General features: G+C 73.4%; 17 protein-coding genes and 1 tRNA gene. 8 read left to right on the top strand and 10 right to left on the bottom strand.

Annotated features, from left to right (window positions below):
• Nucleotides 1-171: 171 nt before the first annotated feature.
• Genes ACV7NM_RS20980 through ACV7NM_RS20970 form a run of 3 tightly spaced genes read left to right on the top strand, consistent with a single transcriptional unit; the run spans nucleotide 172 to nucleotide 3918 of the window.
• Entirely contained in the window at nucleotides 172-1500 is a 1329-nt protein-coding gene (locus ACV7NM_RS20980; RefSeq protein ID WP_463414012.1) for a PP2C family protein-serine/threonine phosphatase, read from the top strand.
• Between the two features lie 36 nt (nucleotides 1501-1536).
• Entirely contained in the window at nucleotides 1537-2865 is a 1329-nt protein-coding gene (locus ACV7NM_RS20975; RefSeq protein WP_463411706.1) for a vWA domain-containing protein, read from the top strand.
• 45 nt (nucleotides 2866-2910) lie between these two features.
• Nucleotides 2911-3918: an FHA domain-containing protein gene (locus tag ACV7NM_RS20970; protein WP_463414011.1), complete on the top strand. Its 1008-nt coding sequence runs from the start codon at nucleotides 2911-2913 to the stop codon at nucleotides 3916-3918.
• Between the two features lie 22 nt (nucleotides 3919-3940).
• On the opposite strand, the gene ACV7NM_RS20965 is transcribed toward ACV7NM_RS20970, so the two are convergent.
• Entirely contained in the window at nucleotides 3941-4927 is a 987-nt protein-coding gene (locus ACV7NM_RS20965; RefSeq protein WP_463411705.1) for a methyltransferase domain-containing protein, read from the bottom strand.
• 126 nt (nucleotides 4928-5053) lie between these two features.
• Here ACV7NM_RS20965 and ACV7NM_RS20960 point away from each other — a divergent pair, with 126 nt between their 5' ends.
• Complete coding sequence (locus tag ACV7NM_RS20960) at nucleotides 5054-5455, top strand: globin (RefSeq protein WP_463411704.1); 402 nt, start codon at nucleotides 5054-5056, stop codon at nucleotides 5453-5455.
• A gap of 133 nt (nucleotides 5456-5588) precedes the next feature.
• Here the strand turns inward: ACV7NM_RS20960 and ACV7NM_RS20955 are convergent, their stop codons facing one another.
• Genes ACV7NM_RS20955 through ettA form a run of 3 tightly spaced genes read right to left on the bottom strand, consistent with a single transcriptional unit; the run spans nucleotide 5589 to nucleotide 8451 of the window.
• Nucleotides 5589-6305: a hypothetical protein gene (locus ACV7NM_RS20955; RefSeq protein ID WP_463411703.1), complete on the bottom strand. Its 717-nt coding sequence runs from the start codon at nucleotides 6303-6305 to the stop codon at nucleotides 5589-5591.
• Entirely contained in the window at nucleotides 6302-6775 is a 474-nt protein-coding gene (locus ACV7NM_RS20950) for an acyl-CoA thioesterase (protein WP_463411702.1), read from the bottom strand. Before ACV7NM_RS20950 ends, ACV7NM_RS20955 begins: the two co-directional genes overlap by 4 nt.
• Before the next feature lie 11 nt (nucleotides 6776-6786).
• A complete protein-coding gene (ettA, locus tag ACV7NM_RS20945) occupies nucleotides 6787-8451 on the bottom strand; it encodes an energy-dependent translational throttle protein EttA (RefSeq protein WP_463411701.1) in 1665 nt (554 codons plus the stop codon).
• A gap of 115 nt (nucleotides 8452-8566) precedes the next feature.
• Here ettA and ACV7NM_RS20940 point away from each other — a divergent pair, with 115 nt between their 5' ends.
• Nucleotides 8567-8932 (top strand): hypothetical protein, encoded by a 366-nt coding sequence (locus ACV7NM_RS20940; RefSeq protein ID WP_463411700.1) that lies wholly within the window; start codon nucleotides 8567-8569, stop codon nucleotides 8930-8932.
• A gap of 19 nt (nucleotides 8933-8951) precedes the next feature.
• Here ACV7NM_RS20940 and ACV7NM_RS20935 read toward each other — a convergent pair whose 3' ends face one another.
• The 5 genes from ACV7NM_RS20935 to ACV7NM_RS20915 all read right to left on the bottom strand — a co-directional run bounded on the left by ACV7NM_RS20935 (nucleotide 8952) and on the right by ACV7NM_RS20915 (nucleotide 16202).
• Nucleotides 8952-10499 carry a phosphatase PAP2 family protein gene (locus ACV7NM_RS20935; RefSeq protein WP_463411699.1) on the bottom strand — a complete coding sequence of 516 codons (1548 nt, stop codon included), beginning with the start codon at nucleotides 10497-10499 and terminating at the stop codon, nucleotides 8952-8954.
• A gap of 336 nt (nucleotides 10500-10835) precedes the next feature.
• Nucleotides 10836-11966 carry a TQXA domain-containing protein gene (locus ACV7NM_RS20930; protein ID WP_463411698.1) on the bottom strand — a complete coding sequence of 377 codons (1131 nt, stop codon included), beginning with the start codon at nucleotides 11964-11966 and terminating at the stop codon, nucleotides 10836-10838.
• Between the two features lie 299 nt (nucleotides 11967-12265).
• Nucleotides 12266-12673, bottom strand: coding sequence for a single-stranded DNA-binding protein (locus ACV7NM_RS20925; RefSeq protein ID WP_463411697.1), 408 nt, complete (start codon nucleotides 12671-12673; stop codon nucleotides 12266-12268).
• Between the two features lie 99 nt (nucleotides 12674-12772).
• Nucleotides 12773-14590 carry a YfjP family GTPase gene (locus ACV7NM_RS20920; protein WP_463411696.1) on the bottom strand — a complete coding sequence of 606 codons (1818 nt, stop codon included), beginning with the start codon at nucleotides 14588-14590 and terminating at the stop codon, nucleotides 12773-12775.
• A gap of 4 nt (nucleotides 14591-14594) precedes the next feature.
• Nucleotides 14595-16202, bottom strand: coding sequence for a dynamin family protein (locus ACV7NM_RS20915; RefSeq protein WP_463414010.1), 1608 nt, complete (start codon nucleotides 16200-16202; stop codon nucleotides 14595-14597).
• A gap of 332 nt (nucleotides 16203-16534) precedes the next feature.
• Here ACV7NM_RS20915 and ACV7NM_RS20910 point away from each other — a divergent pair.
• Both ACV7NM_RS20910 and ACV7NM_RS20905 read left to right on the top strand, forming a co-directional pair.
• A tRNA-Arg gene (locus ACV7NM_RS20910) sits at nucleotides 16535-16607 on the top strand.
• A gap of 296 nt (nucleotides 16608-16903) precedes the next feature.
• On the top strand, nucleotides 16904-18007 hold the full coding sequence (locus tag ACV7NM_RS20905) for a DNA cytosine methyltransferase (RefSeq protein ID WP_463411695.1): 1104 nt from the start codon (nucleotides 16904-16906) through the stop codon (nucleotides 18005-18007).
• Between the two features lie 38 nt (nucleotides 18008-18045).
• On the opposite strand, the gene ACV7NM_RS20900 is transcribed toward ACV7NM_RS20905, so the two are convergent.
• On the bottom strand, nucleotides 18046-19140 hold the full coding sequence (locus tag ACV7NM_RS20900; RefSeq protein WP_463411694.1) for a glycosyltransferase: 1095 nt from the start codon (nucleotides 19138-19140) through the stop codon (nucleotides 18046-18048).
• A gap of 266 nt (nucleotides 19141-19406) precedes the next feature.
• On the opposite strand from ACV7NM_RS20900, the gene ACV7NM_RS20895 reads away from it, so the two are divergent.
• Nucleotides 19407-20447, top strand: coding sequence for a hypothetical protein (locus ACV7NM_RS20895; protein WP_463411693.1), 1041 nt, complete (start codon nucleotides 19407-19409; stop codon nucleotides 20445-20447).
• The last annotated feature ends 26 nt before the right edge of the window (nucleotides 20448-20473 follow it).

The following is a 20473-nucleotide window of genomic DNA, read 5'->3' as shown; positions in this document are numbered from 1 at the left end:
ACCGTGCCGAGCGGAGCCTTCCCGACCGGCCCCGGCGGAACGGCGCCCTGGGGTGTGGCCGTTCCCGACGGGCCGACCGCGGCCGGCTCGGGCGGGTACGACGCCCCCGTCCGTGGCCGCCCCGACCAGCCCGAGGCCCCCGAGGGCGGCCAACCCGGCGGCGACCGGGAAATGCCCGGCCACCCCGGGGCCGACCGGGAGCAGCAGGGGCCCGCCGGGGAGTACCCCGCGCCGGCGGTCCCGGCCTCCGCGTCCGGCAAGGGCCGGCCGTACGCCGATCACCCCGAGGCGACCGCGCCCTCGGGCGGGTACGGCTCCGGTGTGCCCGCGCCCGGGTGGGGCAGTGTGACCAGCGCCGCCCCGACGCTGGTCGGGGACGCGGGCGACTGGTCCGCCGCCCCGGCCGAGCAGGGCGAAGCCGCCTCCTGGCGGTCGACGCCCGCCCAGGAGCCCGCGTACGACACCCCGCGAGGCTCCGACCCCGCCCAGGAGCCCGCGTACGACACCACGCAGAACGACGGGGCCGCCGCCCAGGAATCCGCGTACGGCCCCCCGCAGGGCGACGGCAAGACGTGCGTCGCCTGCCGCGCCGGGCGCGTCGACACCGACGGGTACTGCGAGCATTGCGGCCACGCGCAACCCCGGGAGCGGGACCACCTCGAAGAGGAGCTCGGGAGCGTCGCCGCCGTCAGCGACCGCGGGCTGCGCCACCACCGCAACGAGGACTCCTTCGCGGTGGCCGCCACCGCCCTCCCCGACGGCTCCGCCGCCACCGTGGCCATCGTCTGTGACGGCGTGTCCTCCGCCAGCCGCCCCGACGAGGCCTCGGCCGCCGCCGCCGGCGCCGCCAACGAGGCACTGCTCGAAGCCCTCCCCCGCGGCGCCCACCCCCAGGAGGCCATGCACGAGGCGATCCTGGCCGCGGCCTCCGCCGTCAACGCCTTGGCCCCGGAGGTCCCCGGTGCCCAGAACGCCCCCGCCTGCACCCTCGTCGGCGCCGTCGTCAGCGGGGGCGTACTCACCATCGGCTGGGTCGGCGACAGCCGCGCCTACTGGGTCCCCGACGACCGCGCCGCCCTTCCGCGCCGCCTCACCGAGGACGACTCCTGGGCCGCCCAGATGGTCGCGGCCGGACTGATGGGCGAGGCCGAGGCCTACGCGGACGTCCGGGCCCACGCCATCACCGGCTGGCTCGGCGCCGACGCCTACGACCTCGAACCGCACACCGCCAGCTTCAAGCCGGACCACCCCGGCGTGGTCGTCGTCTGCACCGACGGCCTCTGGAACTACGCCGAGTCCGCACGGGAGATGGCCCAGGTCCTGCCCCCCGACGCGGCGACCCGGCCCCTGCACAGCGCGCAGGTCCTGGTGGGTCACGCCCTCGACGGGGGTGGCCACGACAACGTCACCGTGGCAGTCGTCCCCTTCGCCTCCGCCGCGCCGCGGCCCGTGGCCCACGCGGAACCGGAACCCGAAGCGGAACCCCGCCCGCAGGCCTGACGCCGCCCCTCGACCGACCTCCTAGGAGTCCCACCGATGGCGAACTTCGCCAAGCCGAGCGCCCCGCGCTTCAGCGTGGAGGTGTACCAGAACGAGTTCCTTCCCGAAGGCGGGCGCGACGTCCACGCCATCGTCACGGTCACCTCCACCGGCGGCGCCACCGCCACCCGCTCGACGGCCCTCGCTCCGGGCGGCGCCGCCGTCGTGATCATGGTCGACTGCTCCGGCTCGATGGAGTACCCGCCGGCCAAGATGCGCGGCGCCCGCGAGGCGACCGCCGCCGCCATCGACACCCTGCGCGACGGCACCTCGTTCGCCGTGATCGCCGGTACGCACGTGGCCCGCGAGGTCTACCCCGGCCAGGGCCGGCTCGCCACCGCCGACCCCGCCACCCGAGCCCAGGCCAAGGAGGCACTGCGCGGCCTCAGCTCCGGCGGCGGGACCGCCATCGGCACCTGGCTGCGCCTCGCCGACGGCCTGCTGCGCGGGTCCGCCGCCACCATCCGGCACGGCATCCTCCTCACCGACGGCCGCAACGAGCACGAGGAGCCGGCCGCGCTGCGTGCCACCCTCGACGCCTGCGCGGGCCGTTTCACCTGCGACGCACGCGGCGTCGGCACCGACTGGGAGGTGAAGGAGGTCACGGGCATCGCGAGCGCGCTGCTCGGCACCGCCGACATCGTGGCCGATCCGGCCAACCTCGGCGAGGACTTCACGCGCATGATGGAGAAGGTCATGGGCAAGGAGGTCGCGGACGTCTCACTGCGCCTGTGGACCCCCGTCGGCGCGGAGATCCAGTACGTCAAGCAGGTCGCGCCCTCCGTCCAGGACCTCACCGACCGCCGCACCGGGGCCGGGCCGCGCGCGGGCGACTACCCGACGGGTTCGTGGGGCGACGAGTCCCGCGAGTACCACGTGTGCGTACGCGTGCCGGGGGCGTCGGTCGGCCAGGAAATGCTGGCGGCGCGCGCCATGCTCGTGATGCCGGGGGCCCCCGGGGAGCCGTCGACCACGCTCGCCCAGGGTCTGGTCCGGGCGGTGTGGACGGACGACCTGGCCGCGTCCACCGCCATCAGTCCGCAGGTGGCGCACTACTCGGGCCAGGCGGAGCTGGCGCAGGCTATCCAGCAGGGGTTGGAAGCCCGCAAACTGGGCGATGTCGACGGCGCCACCGCCAAGCTGGGGCGCGCCGTGCAACTGGCGAGCGCGTCCGGAAACGCCGACACCGCCAGACTTCTGGCGAAGGTGGTGGATGTCGTGGATGCGGCGGCGGGTACTGTGCGGCTGAAAGCGAAGGTCGCCGATGCCGACGAGATGACCCTTGAAACGCGTTCGACGCAGACCGTCCGAGTGAAGAAGACCTGAGAAGAACCTGACGCGATGACGCAGGGAGAAGGGGGAAGCGTCGCCATGCCGACCTGCCCGAACGGACACCAGTCCGCCTCCGACGACTGGTGCGAGGTCTGCGGCCACCGCATGGCTGCCGCTACGAGCGCTCCCGCGGCGCCCTCCTACGGCTACGGCTACCCTCCCACGGCCGGTGAGCCGACCGCCCAGGCCGAGCTGTGCCCGCAGTGCCGCACTCCGCGCGAGGCGATGGCGCCGTTCTGCGAGGAGTGCCGGTTCAACTTCCTGACGCGCACGCCGACGCCGGCCTCCTTCGCGCCCGAGGCGCCGGGCGGCCCGGGCCACGCGCCCGTGTCCCCGCCTCCGCCCCCGGTACCGGCTCCGCCGACGTTCTCCCAGGACCACTTCGACTACCAGGGCTCCCGGCCGTCCCGGGTCAACCGCCCGGCCGAGCCGCTCCAGCGCGAGGACGACTGGCTGCTCCCGCCGCCGGCGCACGAGCAGCAGCCCTTGCGGCAGGAGTACGCCCCGCAGCAGCCGCAGTACCAGCAGCAGGCGCCGCAGGAGTACCGGCAGCAGGAGTACGCACCCCCGCAGCAGCACCAGCAGCCGCAACACCAACCGCAGCAACCGCAGCAACAGCCGTTCCCCTCCCAGGGCGGCGGCGGGTCGTGGAGCGCGACGATCGGCCCGGACCGTTCGTACTTCATGGCGATGATGCAGCGCAGCGGTCCCGAGGCGGCGGCCCTCAACCTCCCGGCCTACTCCCCGGAGCAGCACCTGCCGCTCTCCGGCGGCCAGATCACCATCGGCCGCCGGCGTGCCTCCACGGGCGAGTCCCCCGACATCGACCTCTCGGTGCCCCCGGAGGACCCGGGCGTCTCGCACCAGCACGCCGTCCTCGTCCAGCAGCCCGACGGCAACTGGGCGGTGGTGGACCAGAACTCCACCAACGGCACCACCATCAACGGCGGCGAGGACCCCATCCAGCCGTACGTCCCCGTCCCCCTCGCCGACGGCGACCGCGTCCACGTCGGCGCCTGGACGACGATCACCGTCCGGCGCGGCTAGGGCGCGCCCCCGGGGCGGGACCTCACACCGGCGCGGCTTCCCCCAGGGGCCACACGTACGGGCCCCGGGGGTCGTCCAACCAGGACCACTGGCCCTCCGGGGTGACCGTCACGCCGAACCGCTCGCGGCCCGGGCGGCCTTCGCCGCGCCAGAGGTCCAGCGCCTCCCGGGGGTGCAGCGCGCCACCGCTGAGGATCAGCATGAACTGGAAGCGCTCGTTCTCCACCAGTTCGTACGGGAGCCCGTCCTGCGCCGCGGCGGAGCCGGGGGTGGCCGCGGTGGCCCCGCGCAGGGGGACGAAGTAGGCCGGGGTGTGCAGGAAGCGGCCTTCGGCGAAGGCCGCGTCGCGCACGGTGAGCGCGATCAGGCCCGTCGACAGGGGCGCCAGGACGCGGGCGCCCGGGCGGCACTGCCCGAGCCAAGCGGGTGGGATCAGCGGGAGCGTGCAGGTCACCAGGATCCGGTCGAAGGGGGCGCGGGACGGGCAGCCGCGCGCCCCGTCGCCGGTGACCACGGTCGGCCGGTAGCCGAGCCGGGCCAGGTGGGCCCGGGCGGACTCGGTGATCTCCTCGTCGAGGTCCACGGTGGTGACGTGGTCGTCGCCGAGCCGGTGGCAGAGCAGGGCCGCGTTGTAACCGGTGCCCGCGCCGATCTCCAGGACGTCGTCCCCGTCCCGCACCTCCAGCGCCTCCAGCATCCTGGCCATCAGGGAGGGCTGGCTGCTGGAGGAGAGCAGCTCGCCGTCGCGCATCCGGGTCGCGAGCGGTGTGTCCGTGTACACACCGCGCAGCCAGCGGGCCCGCCGCTCGGGGTCCGGGTCCTCGCCCCACAGCCGTTCGTGCCCGGCGCCGCGGCCGGTCCAGAAGTACGGCACGAAGACGTGCCGGGGCACGGCGGCGAAGGCCGCCCGCCAGGCCGGGTCCTGCAGGACCCCGGCGGCGGTCAGCTCCCGCACCTGGGCGGCGTGCGCGACCTCGCGCAGGTCCCGTCCTGCGGCGTGTGCTCCCATGTCTCCACTGTCCAACCGGGGCGCGGCGAAGGCGAGCGGTGGTCGTCGGCCGGGCTACCGGCCGGTACCCGCGGGCGTGGTCCTAGGACCCCGGTCCTCCGTCCGGGTGTCTGAGACGATGGTCGGGTGAATGACAATCCGCAGGGCACGGTCCAGGAGCAGACCTTCTACGAGCTGGTGGGCGGCGAGGCCACCTTCCGCCGGCTCGTCCACCGCTTCTACCAGGGCGTCGCCGAAGACCCGCTGCTGCGCCCGATGTACCCGGAGGGCGATCTCGGCCCGGCCGAGGAGCGGTTCGCGCTGTTCCTGATGCAGTACTGGGGCGGCCCGTCCACGTACAGCGACAACCGCGGGCACCCGCGCCTGCGCATGCGGCACGCGCCGTTCCGGGTGGACGCGGCCGCGCACGACGCGTGGCTGGGCCACATGCGCGAGGCCGTGGAGGAGCTGGGACTGGCGCCGGAGCACGAGGCGCAGCTGTGGCGGTACCTGACCTACGCGGCCGCCTCGATGATCAACTCGGCGTGACCGGCACGGCCTGACCGGCACGGCGTGACCGACACGGCGTGACCGATCCGGCGCCGTCACCACCGCGTGAAGCACTCGGCGTGGATCACCCGGTGCGGATCACCCGGCGGTCGGTGCGGCTCGGCCCAGGGGCTCACACGGGCCGGACGAGCAGGGCGCCGATCCCCTCGGTCCGTCCGGGGCGCCGCATGGCGACCGACCCGTACGGGGTGCTCAGCCGCAGCCAGCCCCCGGAGGTGAACAGCGCCACCGGCTCGGGCCGCTCGTGGGACGCCCGGGCCGGGACGGTGGTACGGACCGGCCGCAGGAAGCCGAGGGACTGCGCCGCGTGGACGGCGCGCAGCGGCAGTTCGGTGTCGCCCAGGGTCCGGGACCAGATGTCGCGGCCGATCCGGTCGCGTTCGGACCGGGTCCGGTGCTGCGGGGGCAGCGCCGCGTCACGGGAGCGGAACTCCGCGACGGCTCCGGCCACGGCGGCCCGCATCGTCTCGGCGCCGGGCAGCCCGGGCACCTGCTCCCAGCCGCCGCGCGGCGGCAGCACACCGGCCCACGGCGGTCCCGTCACGGGCCGGGGCACGACGGCGCCGGCGGCGGCCTCGTCCACGGACTCCAGCAGCTCCCCGGCGGACACCGTCAGGTCCAGCGGCCTGCCGACGGGTACGGCGAGCCGCACGGTGCGGACGGCCAGGACGTCGAAGGACGGGGGCCGCCCGAAGACGGCGAGCGCGCCGCCGTCGGTCCTGGCTTGCAGGCGGACGGCGGCGGCGCGGTCGTAGTGCACCAGCCGGCCCAGGAAGGCGGCGAGGTCCGCCGCCTCCCCGGAATCGGCGAGGCGCAACTGCTCACTCATGCCGCGACGCGTCCTTCACGGTGCTTCGGGGCCCCGGCCGCCACGGGCTCGTCGAGGTACTCCTCGAGGAAGCGCCTCTCCTCGGCCGTGATGCGGCGGGGCCGCCCCTCGGCGAGGTTGAAGGGCACGACCACGGTCTCGGCGCGCACGTAGACCGTCTCGGGCGCGTCCTCGGTCGCCTCGTCCTTGACCTCGTAGCGGATGGTCAGGGACGCGGCGCCGATCCGGGTCACCCAGCTCTCGATGAGGACCGGCTCGTGCCGGTGCACGAGGGGCAGCTTGTAGTCGATCTCGTGCCGGGCGACGACGGAGCCGCCCGTGAAGGACTCGCTGCCCTCCCCCGGCGCCAAGCGGAACATGAAGTCGATGCGCGCCTCCTCCAGGTAGCGGAGGAAGACGACGTTGTTGACGTGCCCGAAGGCATCCATGTCCGCCCAGCGCAGCGGGCACCGGTAGTGGTGTCTGGCCATGACCTAGGACCTCAGCCTCGGGTCAGCTTCTTGTAGGTGGCGCGGTGCGGACGGGCCGCGTCCGGGCCGAGACGCTCGATCTTGTTCTTCTCGTACGACTCGAAGTTGCCCTCGAACCAGTACCACGTGGACTCGCCCTCGTACGCCAGGATGTGCGTGGCGACGCGGTCGAGGAACCAGCGGTCGTGGGAGATGACCACGGCCGCACCGGGGAACTCCAGCAGCGCGTTCTCGAGCGAAGACAGGGTCTCGACGTCGAGGTCGTTGGTGGGCTCGTCGAGGAGGAGCAGGTTGCCGCCCTCCTTGAGGGTCAGCGCCAGGTTCAGGCGGTTGCGCTCACCGCCGGACAGCACGCCGGCCGGCTTCTGCTGGTCCGGGCCCTTGAAGCCGAAGGCGCTGACGTACGCGCGGGACGGCATCTCGACCTGGCCGACGTTGATGTAGTCCAGCTCGTCCGACACGACCGCCCAGAGGGTCTTCTTGGGGTCGATGTTGGCGCGGCTCTGGTCGACGTACGAGATCTTGACGGTCTCGCCGACCTTGATGTTGCCGGAGTCCGGCGTCTCCAGGCCCTGGATCATCTTGAAGAGCGTGGTCTTGCCGGCGCCGTTCGGTCCGATGATGCCGACGATGCCGTTGCGGGGCAGCGTGAAGGACAGGTCGTCGATGAGGACCTTGTCGCCGAACGCCTTGGAGAGGTTGTTGACCTCGACCACGATCGAGCCCAGACGCGGGCCCGGCGGGATCTGGATCTCCTCGAAGTCCAGCTTGCGCATCTTGTCCGCCTCGGCCGCCATTTCCTCGTAGCGGGCGAGTCGAGCCTTGGACTTGGTCTGACGCCCCTTGGCGTTGGACCGCACCCACTCCAGCTCTTCCTTGAGGCGCTTCTGGCGCTTCTCGTCCTTGCGGCCCTCGACCTTGAGGCGGGCGGCCTTCTTCTCCAGGTACGTGGAGTAGTTGCCCTCGTAGGCGATGGCACGGCCGCGGTCGAGTTCGAGGATCCACTCGGCGACGTTGTTCAGGAAGTACCGGTCGTGGGTCACGGCGATGACGCAACCCGCGTACTTCGAGAGGTGCTGCTCCAGCCAGTTCACGGACTCGGCGTCGAGGTGGTTGGTGGGCTCGTCGAGGAGCAGCAGGTCGGGGGCCTCCAGCAGCAGCTTGCAGAGGGCCACGCGGCGCTTCTCACCGCCGGAGAGGTTGATGACCGGCCAGTCGCCGGGCGGGCAGCCCAGCGCGTCCATGGCCTGCTCCAGCTGGGCGTCGAGGTCCCACGCGTTGGCGTGGTCCAGGTCGTCCTGGAGCTTGCCCATCTCCTCCATCAGCTCGTCGGTGTAGTTCGTCGCCATTTCCTCGGCGATCGCGTTGAACCGGTTGAGCTTGCCCTTGATCTCGGCGACGCCGTCCTCGACGTTCTCCAGGACCGTCTTGGATTCGTCGAGCTTGGGCTCCTGCATGAGGATGCCGACGCTGTAACCGGGCGAGAGGTAGGCCTCGCCGTTGGACGGCTGCTCGATGCCCGCCATGATCTTCAGGACGGTGGACTTACCGGCGCCGTTCGGGCCGACCACGCCGATCTTCGCCCCCGGCAGGAAGTTCAGGAAGACGTCGTCGAGGATCACCTTGTCGCCGTGCGCCTTGCGCGTCTTGCGCATGGTGTAGATGAACTCAGCCAAGAGAAACCGTCCGGCAGATCGATGGTGGGCAGATACACCCCATCTTGCCAGTCGTCCATAGCCCGGGGCGAATGGGTAGGTTCAGACCCCCCTGAGCTGGGGTGGAGGAGGAAACGTGGACAACGCCTTGGTGGCGCTCGCCGGCACGTCGATCGCGGTGGCGGGCACCCTCATCGCGCCCGTCCTGTCCCAGCGGCTCGTCGCACGCGCCGAGTCCCACCGCTTCGAACGTCAGGAACGCGCGGCGGCCACCCAGTGGGCCCGCGAGCAGCGGGCAGCCGAGTCGGACAAACGGCGGGCGTGCTACGTGACCTCGAACTCCGGCTACCGCCGATACCGCATCGAACTCATGAAGTCCGACGGGTCGTTCGAGGAGATGCGGACCGGCCTCCTACGGGCCAACGAGCAGTGGGTGGTCATGCGCGGCGCCATGCGGTCCGACCTGGGCGTGGCCGCGCCGCCGGCGGACCCGGCCGGCTGAACGGGGCGCGGCGGGGACCTCAGTGGGGGCGGTAGACGGTGAGGGCGTGGGGCAGCGCGTCGAGGACGAGGGCGGAGGGGGCGTGCGCGTACTCGCCGTCGTAGGCCAGGGGCGTTCCCTCGGGGATGTCGCCGACGCGCAGGCTGCGCAGCTTCGTCGCGGCGTGGACGGGGGAACGGGTGAGGGGGCCGGCGAAGGCGGCGGCGAGGAGGCGGGGGCCGGGGCGGCCGCCGCCGTAGACCATCCGTACGTCGAGCAGCCCCTCGCCGAGGCCGTCGCGGCGTCGGGGGGTGGGGCCGGTGCCGTGGTAGGTGCCGTTGCCCGCGAAGAGCAGCCAGACCTTACGGGGCCGGCCGGCCAGGCGCAGCGCCACGGGGTGCTCGGCGCGCAGCACCCGCCAGGCCGCGAGCAGGGCGGCGGGCCCGCCGCCGATCCGGGGCGCCCAGCGCAGCCGGTGCCGTAGCAGCTCGGGGTAGGCGCCGATGCTGAAGGTGTTCAGGAAGTAGCCGGATTCGGCGGGGCCCTCGTCGGGGCGGCCATCGGGGCCCTCGTCGGGGATGTCCTCGGAACGGTGGGACCGCGGGGCGGGGTGCGGGCCGGGGGTGAAGCGGCCGACACCGACGCGGACCGCGTGCCCGGCGGCCAGGGCCCGGCAGGTGTCCTCGGCGCCGGCAAGCCCGAGGTCGAGGACGAAGTGGTTGAGGGTGCCACCGGGGAACACCGCCAGGGGCTTCCCTGCGCGCAGGGCGGCCGTGGCGGCGGCGTTGATCGTGCCGTCACCGCCGCAGATTCCGAGCACCGTGGCGCGGGAGGCCGCCGCGGCGAGTTCCGCGGGCAGGTCGGAGGCCGCGCACTCGACCAGTTCCGCCTTGGGCAGCCGGTCCAATACGGAGTCCAGCCCGGCGCGCGCGGCCGTGCCCGAGTCGGTGTTCACCACGACGGTGAGCCCCTCCCCGTCGGGCAGGGCGGGCGCCCCGACCACCTTCCGTTCGTCGCCGGGCACGACCCGCGCCTCCTCCACGTCCCGCGCGAGCCGGCGCACGACCAGCCCGGCGGCGACACCGAGTGCGGCGCCCGCGACCACGTCGGAGGGGTAGTGGACGCCTGTGTACACCCGGGAGAACGCCACGGAGGCGGCCACCGGTGCGAGGAGCGCGCCCCATCCGGGGGCATCCAGGGCGAGCCCCGTGGTGAACGCGAAGGCGGAGGCGGAGTGGCCGGACGGGAACGAGGTGGTCCAGGGCTGGGTGTTCAGTCGGCGTACGGCGGGGACGCCGTCCAGCAGCGGACGGGCGCGGCGCACCGACCACTTGCCGACGGTGTTGATGGTCGCAGAGGCCAGCGCGAGCGAGGCCGCGCCGCGCACCGCGGCCTTCCTGGACCGGGTCGAGCCGAACACGGCGATGGTCGCGGCGGCCCCGCCCCACAGCACGCCGTGGTTCGCGGCCCGCCCGAGGCGGGGCAACACCTTGTCGGCCCCGGGCCAGTGCCTTCGGGCCACCGCGTCGAACAGCCGCCGGTCCCACCGCGCGAGCGCGCCTTGCCAGGTCAGCTCCTGATCAGCCATTGCCACCGCCTACCCCGAGAGCGTGATCCGAATCAACCATCCCGGTGCCCGGGCTACGCGCGTCCACGCCGCCCGGCGCCGGACGCGATACCCGCATGGCCGCCCGGCGGCAGGGCTCCCGACCTCGCAGCTCCCGGGCGCCCGTGGGGCTCTCCGCTGCGGCGCCGCGGCCCGCCCCGCCGCCCCGCCCGGACCCGTCGCCGCCCGTGGCCCGGGGCCGCCCGGCCCGCCGCGCACCGCACCACGCCGCGCCTCGCCTCGCCTCGACGAACCACCCCGAAACACCCCGAACCACCCAGGACCGGGCCGGACCAGGCCGGCGGGGCGGGTCCTCTTCTACAGGTCTTCCCCCACCCCCGGCTCGTCCTCCAGCGGGCGCTTGCGCAGCAGCAGGACCACCATGCCGCCCAACACCACCAGGCCGACCGCGAGCGCGGCGATCACCGGGGTCGCCGCCGAGCTGCCGCTGGTGGCGAGGCGTTCCGGGTCGGCGGGACCGTCCGGCGAGGACAGCGGCACCGCCGCCACCCCGCCCATCGGCGCGGCCCCGGGCGCGGGCCAGACGGCCGTGCCGGTGGCGGCCGTCGCGACGGCGCTGGAGCCGGCCACGATCTGCGTCTGCTCCGGGATGCCGTTGGCGAAGGCCCGTCCGACGGGGACCCTGGTGGAGCCCCGGACGACGACCGAGGCATGCCCGTCCGGTGTGCCCGGGGGCACCTCGAAGTAGAGCCGGGTCCCGTTGCCGGCGGTGGTCAGCGGCCGCCCTTCGGCGTCCACCACCCGCACGCCCATGGCCACGGCCGCCGCGTCCGGGGCGACCGTCACGCTCTGCGCGCCCGTCCGCACCGTGATCGGCCCCAACCGGGCGCCCGTCGGCCCCGAGACCGGACCGGACACCTCGGCGGGTTCCAGTCCCAGCGACGCGGGCGGCTCCGGCAGCCGGCCCGCTTCCCGCTGGAGGTAGTCGGCCAGTTTCTCCGTCTCCGGGTCCGCCGCCTCGACCTGCGAGCCGTCGGCCAGCCGCCAGATCGCCACCTGGGTCCCGGCCGCCGCGCTCTCGGCGGTGAGGGAACCGGCTCCGGCCGCCTTGGCGAGCCCTGCCAGATCGTTGAGCTGCGGGTAGGAGTGCTCCAGCACCCAGCGGATCCGGCCCGCGTCCTGGTTGGCGGCGAGCGGAGTCCCGCCCCACCCGCTCTCGGTGTACCGGGCCTCGGGCTGCGCGTAGCCCGCCGCCCCGACCCCGTACGTCTGGAGCATGCCGCCGCCGTCGACGCGCATCTCGCACAGCCCGGCCGGGATGCGCCGGACCGTGCCGTCCCCGCCGTGCAGGACCGCCTGCCCGTACGTCTTCAGCCCGTCCAGCACGGCGCTCGCGCCCCCCGGCGCCGCCCGGTCCGACGCCGAACCGGAGTCGGCCGCGGCCTGCGCTCCGGGCGCGGCGGCGAGGGCCGCGGCCAGCAGGGCCACCGCCAGCGGACGCCGCGCGCAGACCCTTGGGGAAGCACGCCCGGCGACCGTAACCGGAACCTGATCCGGCAGACCGTCAGGCAGAACCGGAAGGCCGTCAGGCACCGCTGGAGGGCCGTCGGGCAGGAGCGGAACACCATCGGCCCCGGTGACGGGCGGGACCGGCGGTGGGCCGGAAGCGGGAACAGCGGCGGGAGCAGGTACGGAGGATGCGGGAACAGCGATCGACACAGTCTTCCCCTTCGGGCCGAAGGCCCAGGTGCCCGTGAGTACCGGGCGATCTTAGCCGCCTCGAACATTCAGCCCACCGGCGCCTTCTGAGGGGGCATCAGCGGGACGTCCGTTCTGACGACCCGGCGGAAGGCCGCCGTCCCGCGGTTGAGGTCGTGTCCGATGGTGACGGCGTCGATGTCCGCCGAGAACCAGCGGGCGCCCTCCCCGTCGGGCGGCCCCTCACGGACCCGCAACCGCCCGTGCACCACCAGCGGTTCCCCCACCGAAACGGAACTCGCCAGGTGGACCGCGAGCGCCCGCCGTGCCCATACCGTGTAGAAGCTGGTGGACCCGTCGGCCCACACTTCTTTGCGTCGGTCGAAGTACCGCGGCGTCACCGCGAACCGGAACCTCGCCGACGGACCCGCGGGCGTCTCCTTGAAGTCGATCTGGGTCGCCACATGGCCCACCAGCGTCACCAGGGTGTCGTTCATCCCCGTTTCCCCTCCCCGCCTCGCACCCCCCGCCCGGACCATCCGCACGGGGTACGACCATGCTGGCCCGCCGCTCCCCGTCCCGCTCGGGCCTGTGGATTACTGACGGGTTGTGGACAACCTCGCCACCGTCGCGTACTGCTCGCGCACCTCCCGGTACCGCAGCAACTCCGCCGCGACCGGCTCCAGCACCCGCGCCCGGCCGCAGCCGGCCGCCGCCTGCCGCAGCCGTCGCTCCGCGTCCTGCCCGTACCGGCGCGCCGGGCCGCGCGCCGCCATCGAGCAGGCCCATTCGACGAGCGGCCCGCCGACGATGCCCGCGATCATCAGCAGCACCGGCGGCATCAGGCGCGGCTCCAGCACACCGATGATCTGCCCGGTCAGCCACAGTCCGCCGAAGATCTGGAGCAGTGTCATGGCGGCCTGCGCCAGTACGGCCGCCGGCCACCACTTGGGCCGCGGCGGTTTGGTTTTGGGCACGGCGACGGCCGCGCCCAGTGTCACCGCGATCTCGTCCAGCGCCTCCGGCAGTCGCTCGGCCCCGCGCACCGCCGTCTCGCGTACCGCCTGCGCCCACGGATCGGGCAACCCGACGACCGCCTCGTCCGCGACGATCCGCACCGCCTGCTCCACTCGCTGCCGGGCCGTGACCTCCTCCTCGGCCGGCGCCGCCAAGGCCCCCGGGGCACGCCCGATCGCCGCGAGGGCGGCCAGCCCCGACAGGGTGCGCGGGGCGCGCCTGCTCTCGTACCAGCGCCACAGTCGCAGCCATGGCGTCCCGCACGCCTTGCCGGCGTTGCGCCGCCAGGCCCGCTCGGCGGCGAGCCCCGCGGCGTACGCCCCGACCGCCTCCGCGAGCCGGTCCTCGAAGGCGGCGCGCGCCGCCTCCCCGATCTCGGGCCCCGAGTGTCCGTCGGCGACGTACAGCGGATGCAGGCGCGCCGCGGCCTTGTCGACATCGGCGGAGATCCGCCGCGTCGCGGCGCCCTTCTCCTGGGTGAACTGTCCGAGGAGCTCGCGCAGTTCCCCGACCCCCTCCCCGGTCAGCGCGGACAGCCCGAGGACGGTGGCGCCGGGCTCGCCGTGCTCGCCGAGCGCCATGCCGTCCTCGTCGAGCAGCCGTCGCAGGTCGTCCAGGACCAGGTCGGCGGCCTCCCCGGGCAGCCGGTCCACCTGGTTCAGTACGACGAAGGTCACCTCCGCGTGCCCGGCCAGCGGTCGCAGGTACCGCTCGTGCAGCACGGCGTCGGCGTACTTCTCCGGGTCCACCACCCACACGACGGCGTCGACGAGCGCCAGTACCCGATCCACGTGTTCGCGGTGCGCGACGACCGCCGAGTCCAGGTCCGGCAGGTCCACGAGGACCATCCCGCGCAGCGCCTCGGCCTCCGAGGTCTCCCGGGGGCGGCGCCGTAGCCGTCCCGGGATCTCCAGCCGGTCGAGCAGCCCGGCGGCCCCGTCGGACCAGCTGCACGCGATCGGCGCGGCGGTGGTCGGGCGGCGCAGCCCCGTCTCGGAGATCTGCACTCCCGCGAGGGCGTTGAAGAGAGTGGACTTGCCGCTTCCGGTGGCTCCGGCGATCGCGACGACCGTGTGCTGGGGGGACAGTCCACGCCGCGCCGCCGCCTCGTCGAGCACCCGACCGGCCTCGGCGAGGCTGGTGCCGTCGAGGATGCGGGTGCGTGACAGGCCGACCAGTTGGCGCAGCGCGTCCAGACGGGTCCGCAGGGCCTGCGCCTCGGGGCTGATCGGGGGCGCGGGCACCTTGCCGCCGTCACCGCCGGCTCCGGAGACGGCCCGGACGAGCGCTTCGTCGCTGTCGTCGCCTTCCGGGCCCTCGCCGGTGGGCTTGGGGCGCGAGCGTGCGATGAAGCCGTCGTCCCAACGTTCCTCGCTGCGGTCGGTCAAGGCGCTCACCGTGTCACCTCTCCTTCTGCAGTACGGACAACGCGGCGATCAGCTCGGCCTGTGGTTCGGGGGTCACTTCGAGGGCTTCCAACGGGGCGAGCCGGCGGTCCCGTTCGGCGCGCAGCACCTGGTCGAGGTGTTCGGCGACGAGTTCCCCGCCCCGGTCGCGCAGGCGCAGGGCGGCCTGCGCGCCGATCCTCTCGGCGAGCTTCTCCCCGGCCGGCCGGGCCCGTTTGCCGCCCAGGAGGGCGGAGACGAGGAGGGCCGCGACGCCGTCGGGGTCCGGCGGCGGCTGCCGGTCGAGCTGCGCGACCTCTTCCTCGGCGAGTTCCTCCAGGACCCGCCGCCAGCGGCGTACGGCCATGCCGATACGTTCCGCCGCCTCGCGGTCGGGGGCCGGCACGGGCAGGGCCGCGGCGGCGGGTTCGCGCCGCCAGGCGTCGGCGATCCGCTCGTCCGCGGCGGCGACGGCGCACTGCAACAGCGCGGCGAGGGATTCCGCCAGCGAGTCGAGCAGTTCGTCGGCGCTCGTGTCGAGGGGGTAGCCGCGCCAGCGGGTCAGGGCGTCACCCGCGAGTACGGCCCCTCGGTCGAGCCGGTTGCGCACCCGCCTGCCCTCGCGCTTGTACGCGTCCTCGACGGCCGCGGTCAGCCGTACGGCGGCGGCGTGCTGGGCGGCCACGGCGGAGGCGAGTTCCGGCATCCGGCGGCCGAGGGAGTCGAGCGCGCCGAGCGCCGTGCGCCCCACGGCGTACTGGCGGGCGGCCGGGTCCGTGGCGTGGTGGCTGAGCCACTCGAACAGCGGCGCGACGGCACTGGCCGGCAGCAGCCCGCCCCCGCCGGCCGATTCGGGCAGCTCGGGGACGGTGAAACGCGGAACGTCGCCGAGCCCTGCCCGAGTGAGCAGGGCCCCGTACTGCCGTGAGACGTCGGCGAGCACCTGGTGCGGGACCCGGTCGAGGACGGTGACGAGGGTGGCCTTGTACTGCTTGGCGGTGCGCAGGAGGTGCCAGGGGACGGCGTCGGCGTACCGGGAGGCGGTGGTGACCATGACCCAGACATCGGCGGCGCAGATGAGTTCGGCGGCGAGCGTCCGGTTCTCGACGACGAGGGAGTCGATGTCGGGGGCGTCGAGCAGGGCGAGACCGCGCGGCAGGGTGGAGACGGTCTCGATCCTCAGTTCGCGGGTGATGTGAAGGGGCCCGCGCGGATGCGTCCTTCTGGGTGTGGGGCGTACGTCCTCCTCGTCCTGGGGCGCCCATACGCGGGTCAGGTCGGGCAGGACCCGCATGCCGGCGAACCAGTGGTGGTCGTCCGGGTGGCAGACGAGCACGGGGATGCGGGTCGTGGGGCGCAGGACGCCGGCTTCACTCACCTGGCGGCCCACGAGAGAGTTGACGAGAGTGGACTTACCGGCCCCGGTGGACCCGCCGACGACGGCGAGGAGCGGCGCCTCGGGCGCCTTGAGCCGGGGTACGAGGTAGTCGTCGAGCTGCGCCAGCAACTCGGCTCTCGTCTGACGGGCGCGCGGGGCGCCGGGCAGGGGCAGCGGCAGACGCACGGACGCGACCCGGTCGCGCAGGGCGGACAGGGCATCGAGCAGCTGAGGCCGAACATCCAAGGTCACCACATGCGAAGAATGCCCAATTTGGGGCCATTTTTGAAGCTTATACGCCCTCTGCGCGCCGACCGCGACTCCAGCGGGACATCATGGACACGGCGGACGAGTGGGACGCAGGCATAACGAGTGCACAACACCCAGGGGCGCCGCGGCGCAAAAGCGATGCGAGAATCGCACCTGCCTGCGATTATCGGACCGCTTCACCGAACCTCCACATCGTGGCACGCGGGTGAAGCAACCGGGACAAGGCGACCGGAGCCCTATCCTTGACCCGGCACGGACCACAGTCCCACCCCCAACCAGGGGCTCCAGGCCACCACGGCCACCTTCCGGCCCCCGTAGCTCAGTGGATAGAGCAGGTGCCTTCTAAGCACTTGGCCGCAGGTTCGAGTCCTGCCGGGGGCACTCTTTCCACACCGCCCGAAGCCCTCCCCCCGGGGGAGGGCTCTCGCGCCGGCAACCAGGGCGCCACCGGCCCCCGGGCCACCCCGGCCGGCTCCGCCGAAGCCCTGTCCGCGGATGGCCGAAGACGCGTTTCGTCGCCCACGAGGCCGAGCCGCGATCGCATCCTCCTCACACGTCCGTGGGGAAGGGCCGCCATAGGGCGCGCGATACCCTGGGGCGCTGCCGAGCCCTGGAAGACCGCGCCCCGAGCCGGTCCAAGCACCGGCAGCCGTCCCCATCAACTCACTGGAGATCAGGTGCATCCGGTCCAGATCGTGGACTTGTTCGCGGGCCCCGGCGGACTCGACGTGGCCGCCACGAAGCTCGGTGTGGCCGCGGCGGGCGTGGAATGGGACTCCGCGGCCTGCACGACGCGCCGGGCCGCGGGCCTCGTCACGGTGGAAGGGGACGTACGGCGCTACGGCCCCTCCCACTTCCCCGACGCGGACGTGCTGGCCGGTGGGCCTCCGTGCCAGACCTTCACCGTCGCGGGCGGCGGGGCGGGCCGCAGGGCGCTGGACGACGTGCTCGCCTTCGTCGCGCGCATGGTCGCCCGGGAGGAGCGCGAGGAGATCGCGAAAGACCTCTCGAAGATGGAGGACGAGCGAACCGGCCTGGTCCTGGAGCCTCTCCGGTGGGCGCTCGAAGCGATCGACGTCCATGACGCCCCCTACCGCGCGATCGTTCTGGAGCAGGTTCCGGCGGTGCTGCCGGTCTGGGAGGCGTACGCGCAGGCCCTTCGGGGCGAGGGTTACTCCGTCGACTGCGGGCTCCTGCGGACGGAGGCGTACGGCGTTCCCCAGACGCGCAGAAGAGCCGTTCTCATCGCCCGGATGGGCGGTGAGGACGTGAGGCTTCCCGCGCCGACGCACCGTACGTACCGCAAGGGCCTCCCCCGCAGCGCCGGCGACAGCGCCTTGCGGCCGTGGCGGACCATGGGAGAAGTGCTGCCGGAGCGCGAGTCCCCCTTCCACGTGGTGTCGAACTACGGGACGGGGGGAGACCCCAAGGCGCGTGGACGGCGCAGCTCTTCGGAGCCGGCGGCCACCGTCACGGGCAAGATCTCACGCAATCGGGTGCTGGGGCGTGACGGTGGCGAAGACCGGTTCTCCCCCTCGGAAGCCGGCCGATTGCAGACCTTCCCGAAGGACTACCCGTGGCTGGGGCGCGACGTCGGCCAGCAGATCGGCAACGCCGTCCCGCCCCGCCTGGCCATGCACGTCCTCTGCGCCGCCTTCGGTTGGGCTCCTCCCTCCGACGCGATGCTCGGGTCGCTCGAAACGTGGCAGACGGAACCGGCGTTCGTGCCGGACGCCCGGGTCCGAGAGCCCGAGGCCGCGAGCGTGGCGGAGTACGTCTGAGCGAGACGGGAGCGAACGCTTCCTGGGCGCGGCGCGCTTCAGGTCGTCGCCCCGGCGGGCTCGGGGATCGGGACGAGTCGACTGACGGCGAATTCACGGTTGACGAGCGTCTGCTCGCGATGGGCCTCGGGGAGGTCCGGCAGGGCGAGCAGACGGTCGCAGGCTTCGAGCGAAGCGGCGTGGTCACCCACCCAGTAGGCGGTGATCGAGTACTCGAACAGCAGCCCCCAGCGGTACACCCACGGCTGGGTGAAGAGCAGGTCGTCCGGGCGGGGCCGGCCGAGCACGGGTCGGACGAACGCGTGCGCCGAGTGGTAGCGGCCCATCCGGCGCAAGCGGGTGACCAGTTCGTAGCAGGCTTCGAGGCGCTCCGGGCGGGTCTCCCAGGCGCGTGAGAGGGCGTCCATGGCGGACGGCCAGTCGCCGGATTCGGCCCGTAGGATCCCGGATTGGAGCAGGGCGAAATACACCTCTTCGGCCCAGCCGCCGAGGCGCGCGCGCCGCTCGTAGAGGGCGATCGCCTCGTCCGTGCGGCCCATGTCGCGCATGGTCTGGGCCAGGTAGAAGACGGTACGGGCGTTGTCGGGATCGCGTACCAGCTCGGCGCTCAGCAGCCTCTCATCGCGTTCGAACTTGTCGTGCTTGGAGCCGCCGTCGCCGTGGTCCTCGATGACGAGGGCGTCCAGGTTCTCCTGGGAATGGCCCTGGTCGGCGGTCAGGAACTCGTGGGTGACGCCCTGGTAGCGCCAAGGGAGGTCGCCCCGGACCAGGCGCTTGATGCGGTACTCGGTCGGACCCTCGTGGCGGAGCATGTAGGCGTCGGCCGTCAGCGGTGGGAGGGGGCCGTCGCGCCGGATGACCAGGTCGGCGTCCAAGAGGAGCAGGTAGTCCGCGCGGCCTAGGGCGTGGGCGATGTTCAGGCTCCGGTTGTGGCCGAAATCGCGGAAGGGTTCCTCGTGGAGTTCGCCCGGGATGCCGTGGAGCGCCGAGCGGATCAGCTCCTGGGTTCCGTCGGTCGAACCGGTGTCCGAGATGACCCAGGTGTCGACGAGGTCACGGACGGACGCGAGACATCGTCCGATCACCTTCGACTCGTTCTTGACGATCATGCAGAGGCAGACGGACGGCTTCACGGCATCACCATTTCGTGCGGGTCGGGCCGGGCGACCTGGCGACATGCGACCTTATGGACCGCTTCGAGGGGTCGGCGGGCGGCACGCCGACGCACACGGTCGGGTTCGCCTGGAGCACACGTCCGTTGGGGCTCGTCTTGTAGGCCAATCCGTTAATAGGCAGGCAAAAACCTCAAGCCGTCACATCCCGGCTCCGATGACGGCAGGGGAAGCGTGAAATCCGCTTCCGGCATCACACCTGATCCTGCTCGACAAGGAGCACACGAATGAGTTCTGGGCCCACGAACCGGTCCTACCTCGGACCCCTTCCCCAACGCGGCAGCCGGCTGAAAGGCGGCGTCGTCGCGTCGCTCGCCCTGCTGCTCACGGGAATCGCGAGTCCCGCGATCGCCATGGCGCCGCACGCCGTGACCACAACCGACATCCGCCTGTCGGGTCCGATGATGGGTGGCGACGACGACCACTGCCAGGGAAGGCCCCACCACCACGACGGGCGTCCGGAGGACGGCGGTCAGCAAGAGGAGAACGGGCAGGCTCGACTCGGGCAGCCGGGCCCGGAGAAGGTGGTGCCGGGCGCGCAGCCGGCCAAGACCCCGGCCCACGGGGACAAGTGCGAAGGTCCGACCGGACCGACCGGTCCCGAGGGTCCCCCCGGACCGACGGGTGACACCGGGCCGACGGGCGACCCCGGACCGGCCGGCCCGCCGGGACCGGCCGGCGAGCCTGGTGCGGCGGGACCGGCAGGGCCTGCGGGCGCGGCGGGACCGGCCGGCCCGGCGGGCGCGGCCGGACCGGCGGGACCCGCAGGACCGGCGGGCGCGGCGGGGCCGGCGGGACCCGTGGGACCTGCGGGACCGGTCGGTCCGGCGGGCCCGTGCTCCGACATCGACGCCTACGCTCCCTCGCTCAGCGAAGATTTCCAGGCCGTGCTCACGGGCGGCAAGACGTACGTCGGTAAGGCCACCTCGCTGGGCGGGACGATCGCCTGGCAGGACCTCACCAACACCACGGCCACGGCGACCGACCCGGCGAACCCGAACTACCCCTCCGGTGTCTGTGGCATCGCCATCGAGGCACGGGGCAACAACGCCTACGTCAAGGCCGTGACGGTGAGCGGGACCGTGTGGCAGACGCACGGCGACATCGAGAGCAACACGTTCGTCTGGGACGAGGGCTGGTTCCAGACGACTACCCCGGCGCCGGTGGTGCTCCGGGGCAAGAAGTCCGCGACGGCCATGAGGCCGGCCGCGGGCCCCAAGGGGGTCGCGAGCCCCAAGGTCGCCCCGCAGGGGATGAAGCGCCCCTGACCCTGGGGGTCTTGGCGTAGGGAAGT

This window comes from Streptomyces sp. Tek67B01, assembly GCF_055231995.1.
Note: the sequence above shows the minus strand (reverse complement) of the source record. Positions and strands in the feature narration are given on the sequence as shown.

What these genes read in the sequence shown, in the direction of transcription:
- ACV7NM_RS20975 (WP_463411706.1), top strand. Translation starts at nt 1,537, where the DNA reads ATGGCGAACTTCGCCAAGCCGAGCGCCCCGCGCTTCAGCGTGGAGGTG.
- ACV7NM_RS20980 (WP_463414012.1), top strand. Translation starts at nt 172, where the DNA reads ATGCCCGGCCACCCCGGGGCCGACCGGGAGCAGCAGGGGCCCGCCGGG.
- ACV7NM_RS20950 (WP_463411702.1), bottom strand. Translation starts at nt 6,775, where the DNA reads ATGGCCAGACACCACTACCGGTGCCCGCTGCGCTGGGCGGACATGGAT.
- ACV7NM_RS20935 (WP_463411699.1), bottom strand. Translation starts at nt 10,499, where the DNA reads ATGGCTGATCAGGAGCTGACCTGGCAAGGCGCGCTCGCGCGGTGGGAC.
- ACV7NM_RS20970 (WP_463414011.1), top strand. Translation starts at nt 2,911, where the DNA reads ATGCCGACCTGCCCGAACGGACACCAGTCCGCCTCCGACGACTGGTGC.
- ACV7NM_RS20925 (WP_463411697.1), bottom strand. Translation starts at nt 12,673, where the DNA reads ATGAACGACACCCTGGTGACGCTGGTGGGCCATGTGGCGACCCAGATC.
- ACV7NM_RS20965 (WP_463411705.1), bottom strand. Translation starts at nt 4,927, where the DNA reads ATGGGAGCACACGCCGCAGGACGGGACCTGCGCGAGGTCGCGCACGCC.
- ACV7NM_RS20955 (WP_463411703.1), bottom strand. Translation starts at nt 6,305, where the DNA reads ATGAGTGAGCAGTTGCGCCTCGCCGATTCCGGGGAGGCGGCGGACCTC.
- ACV7NM_RS20895 (WP_463411693.1), top strand. Translation starts at nt 19,407, where the DNA reads ATGAGTTCTGGGCCCACGAACCGGTCCTACCTCGGACCCCTTCCCCAA.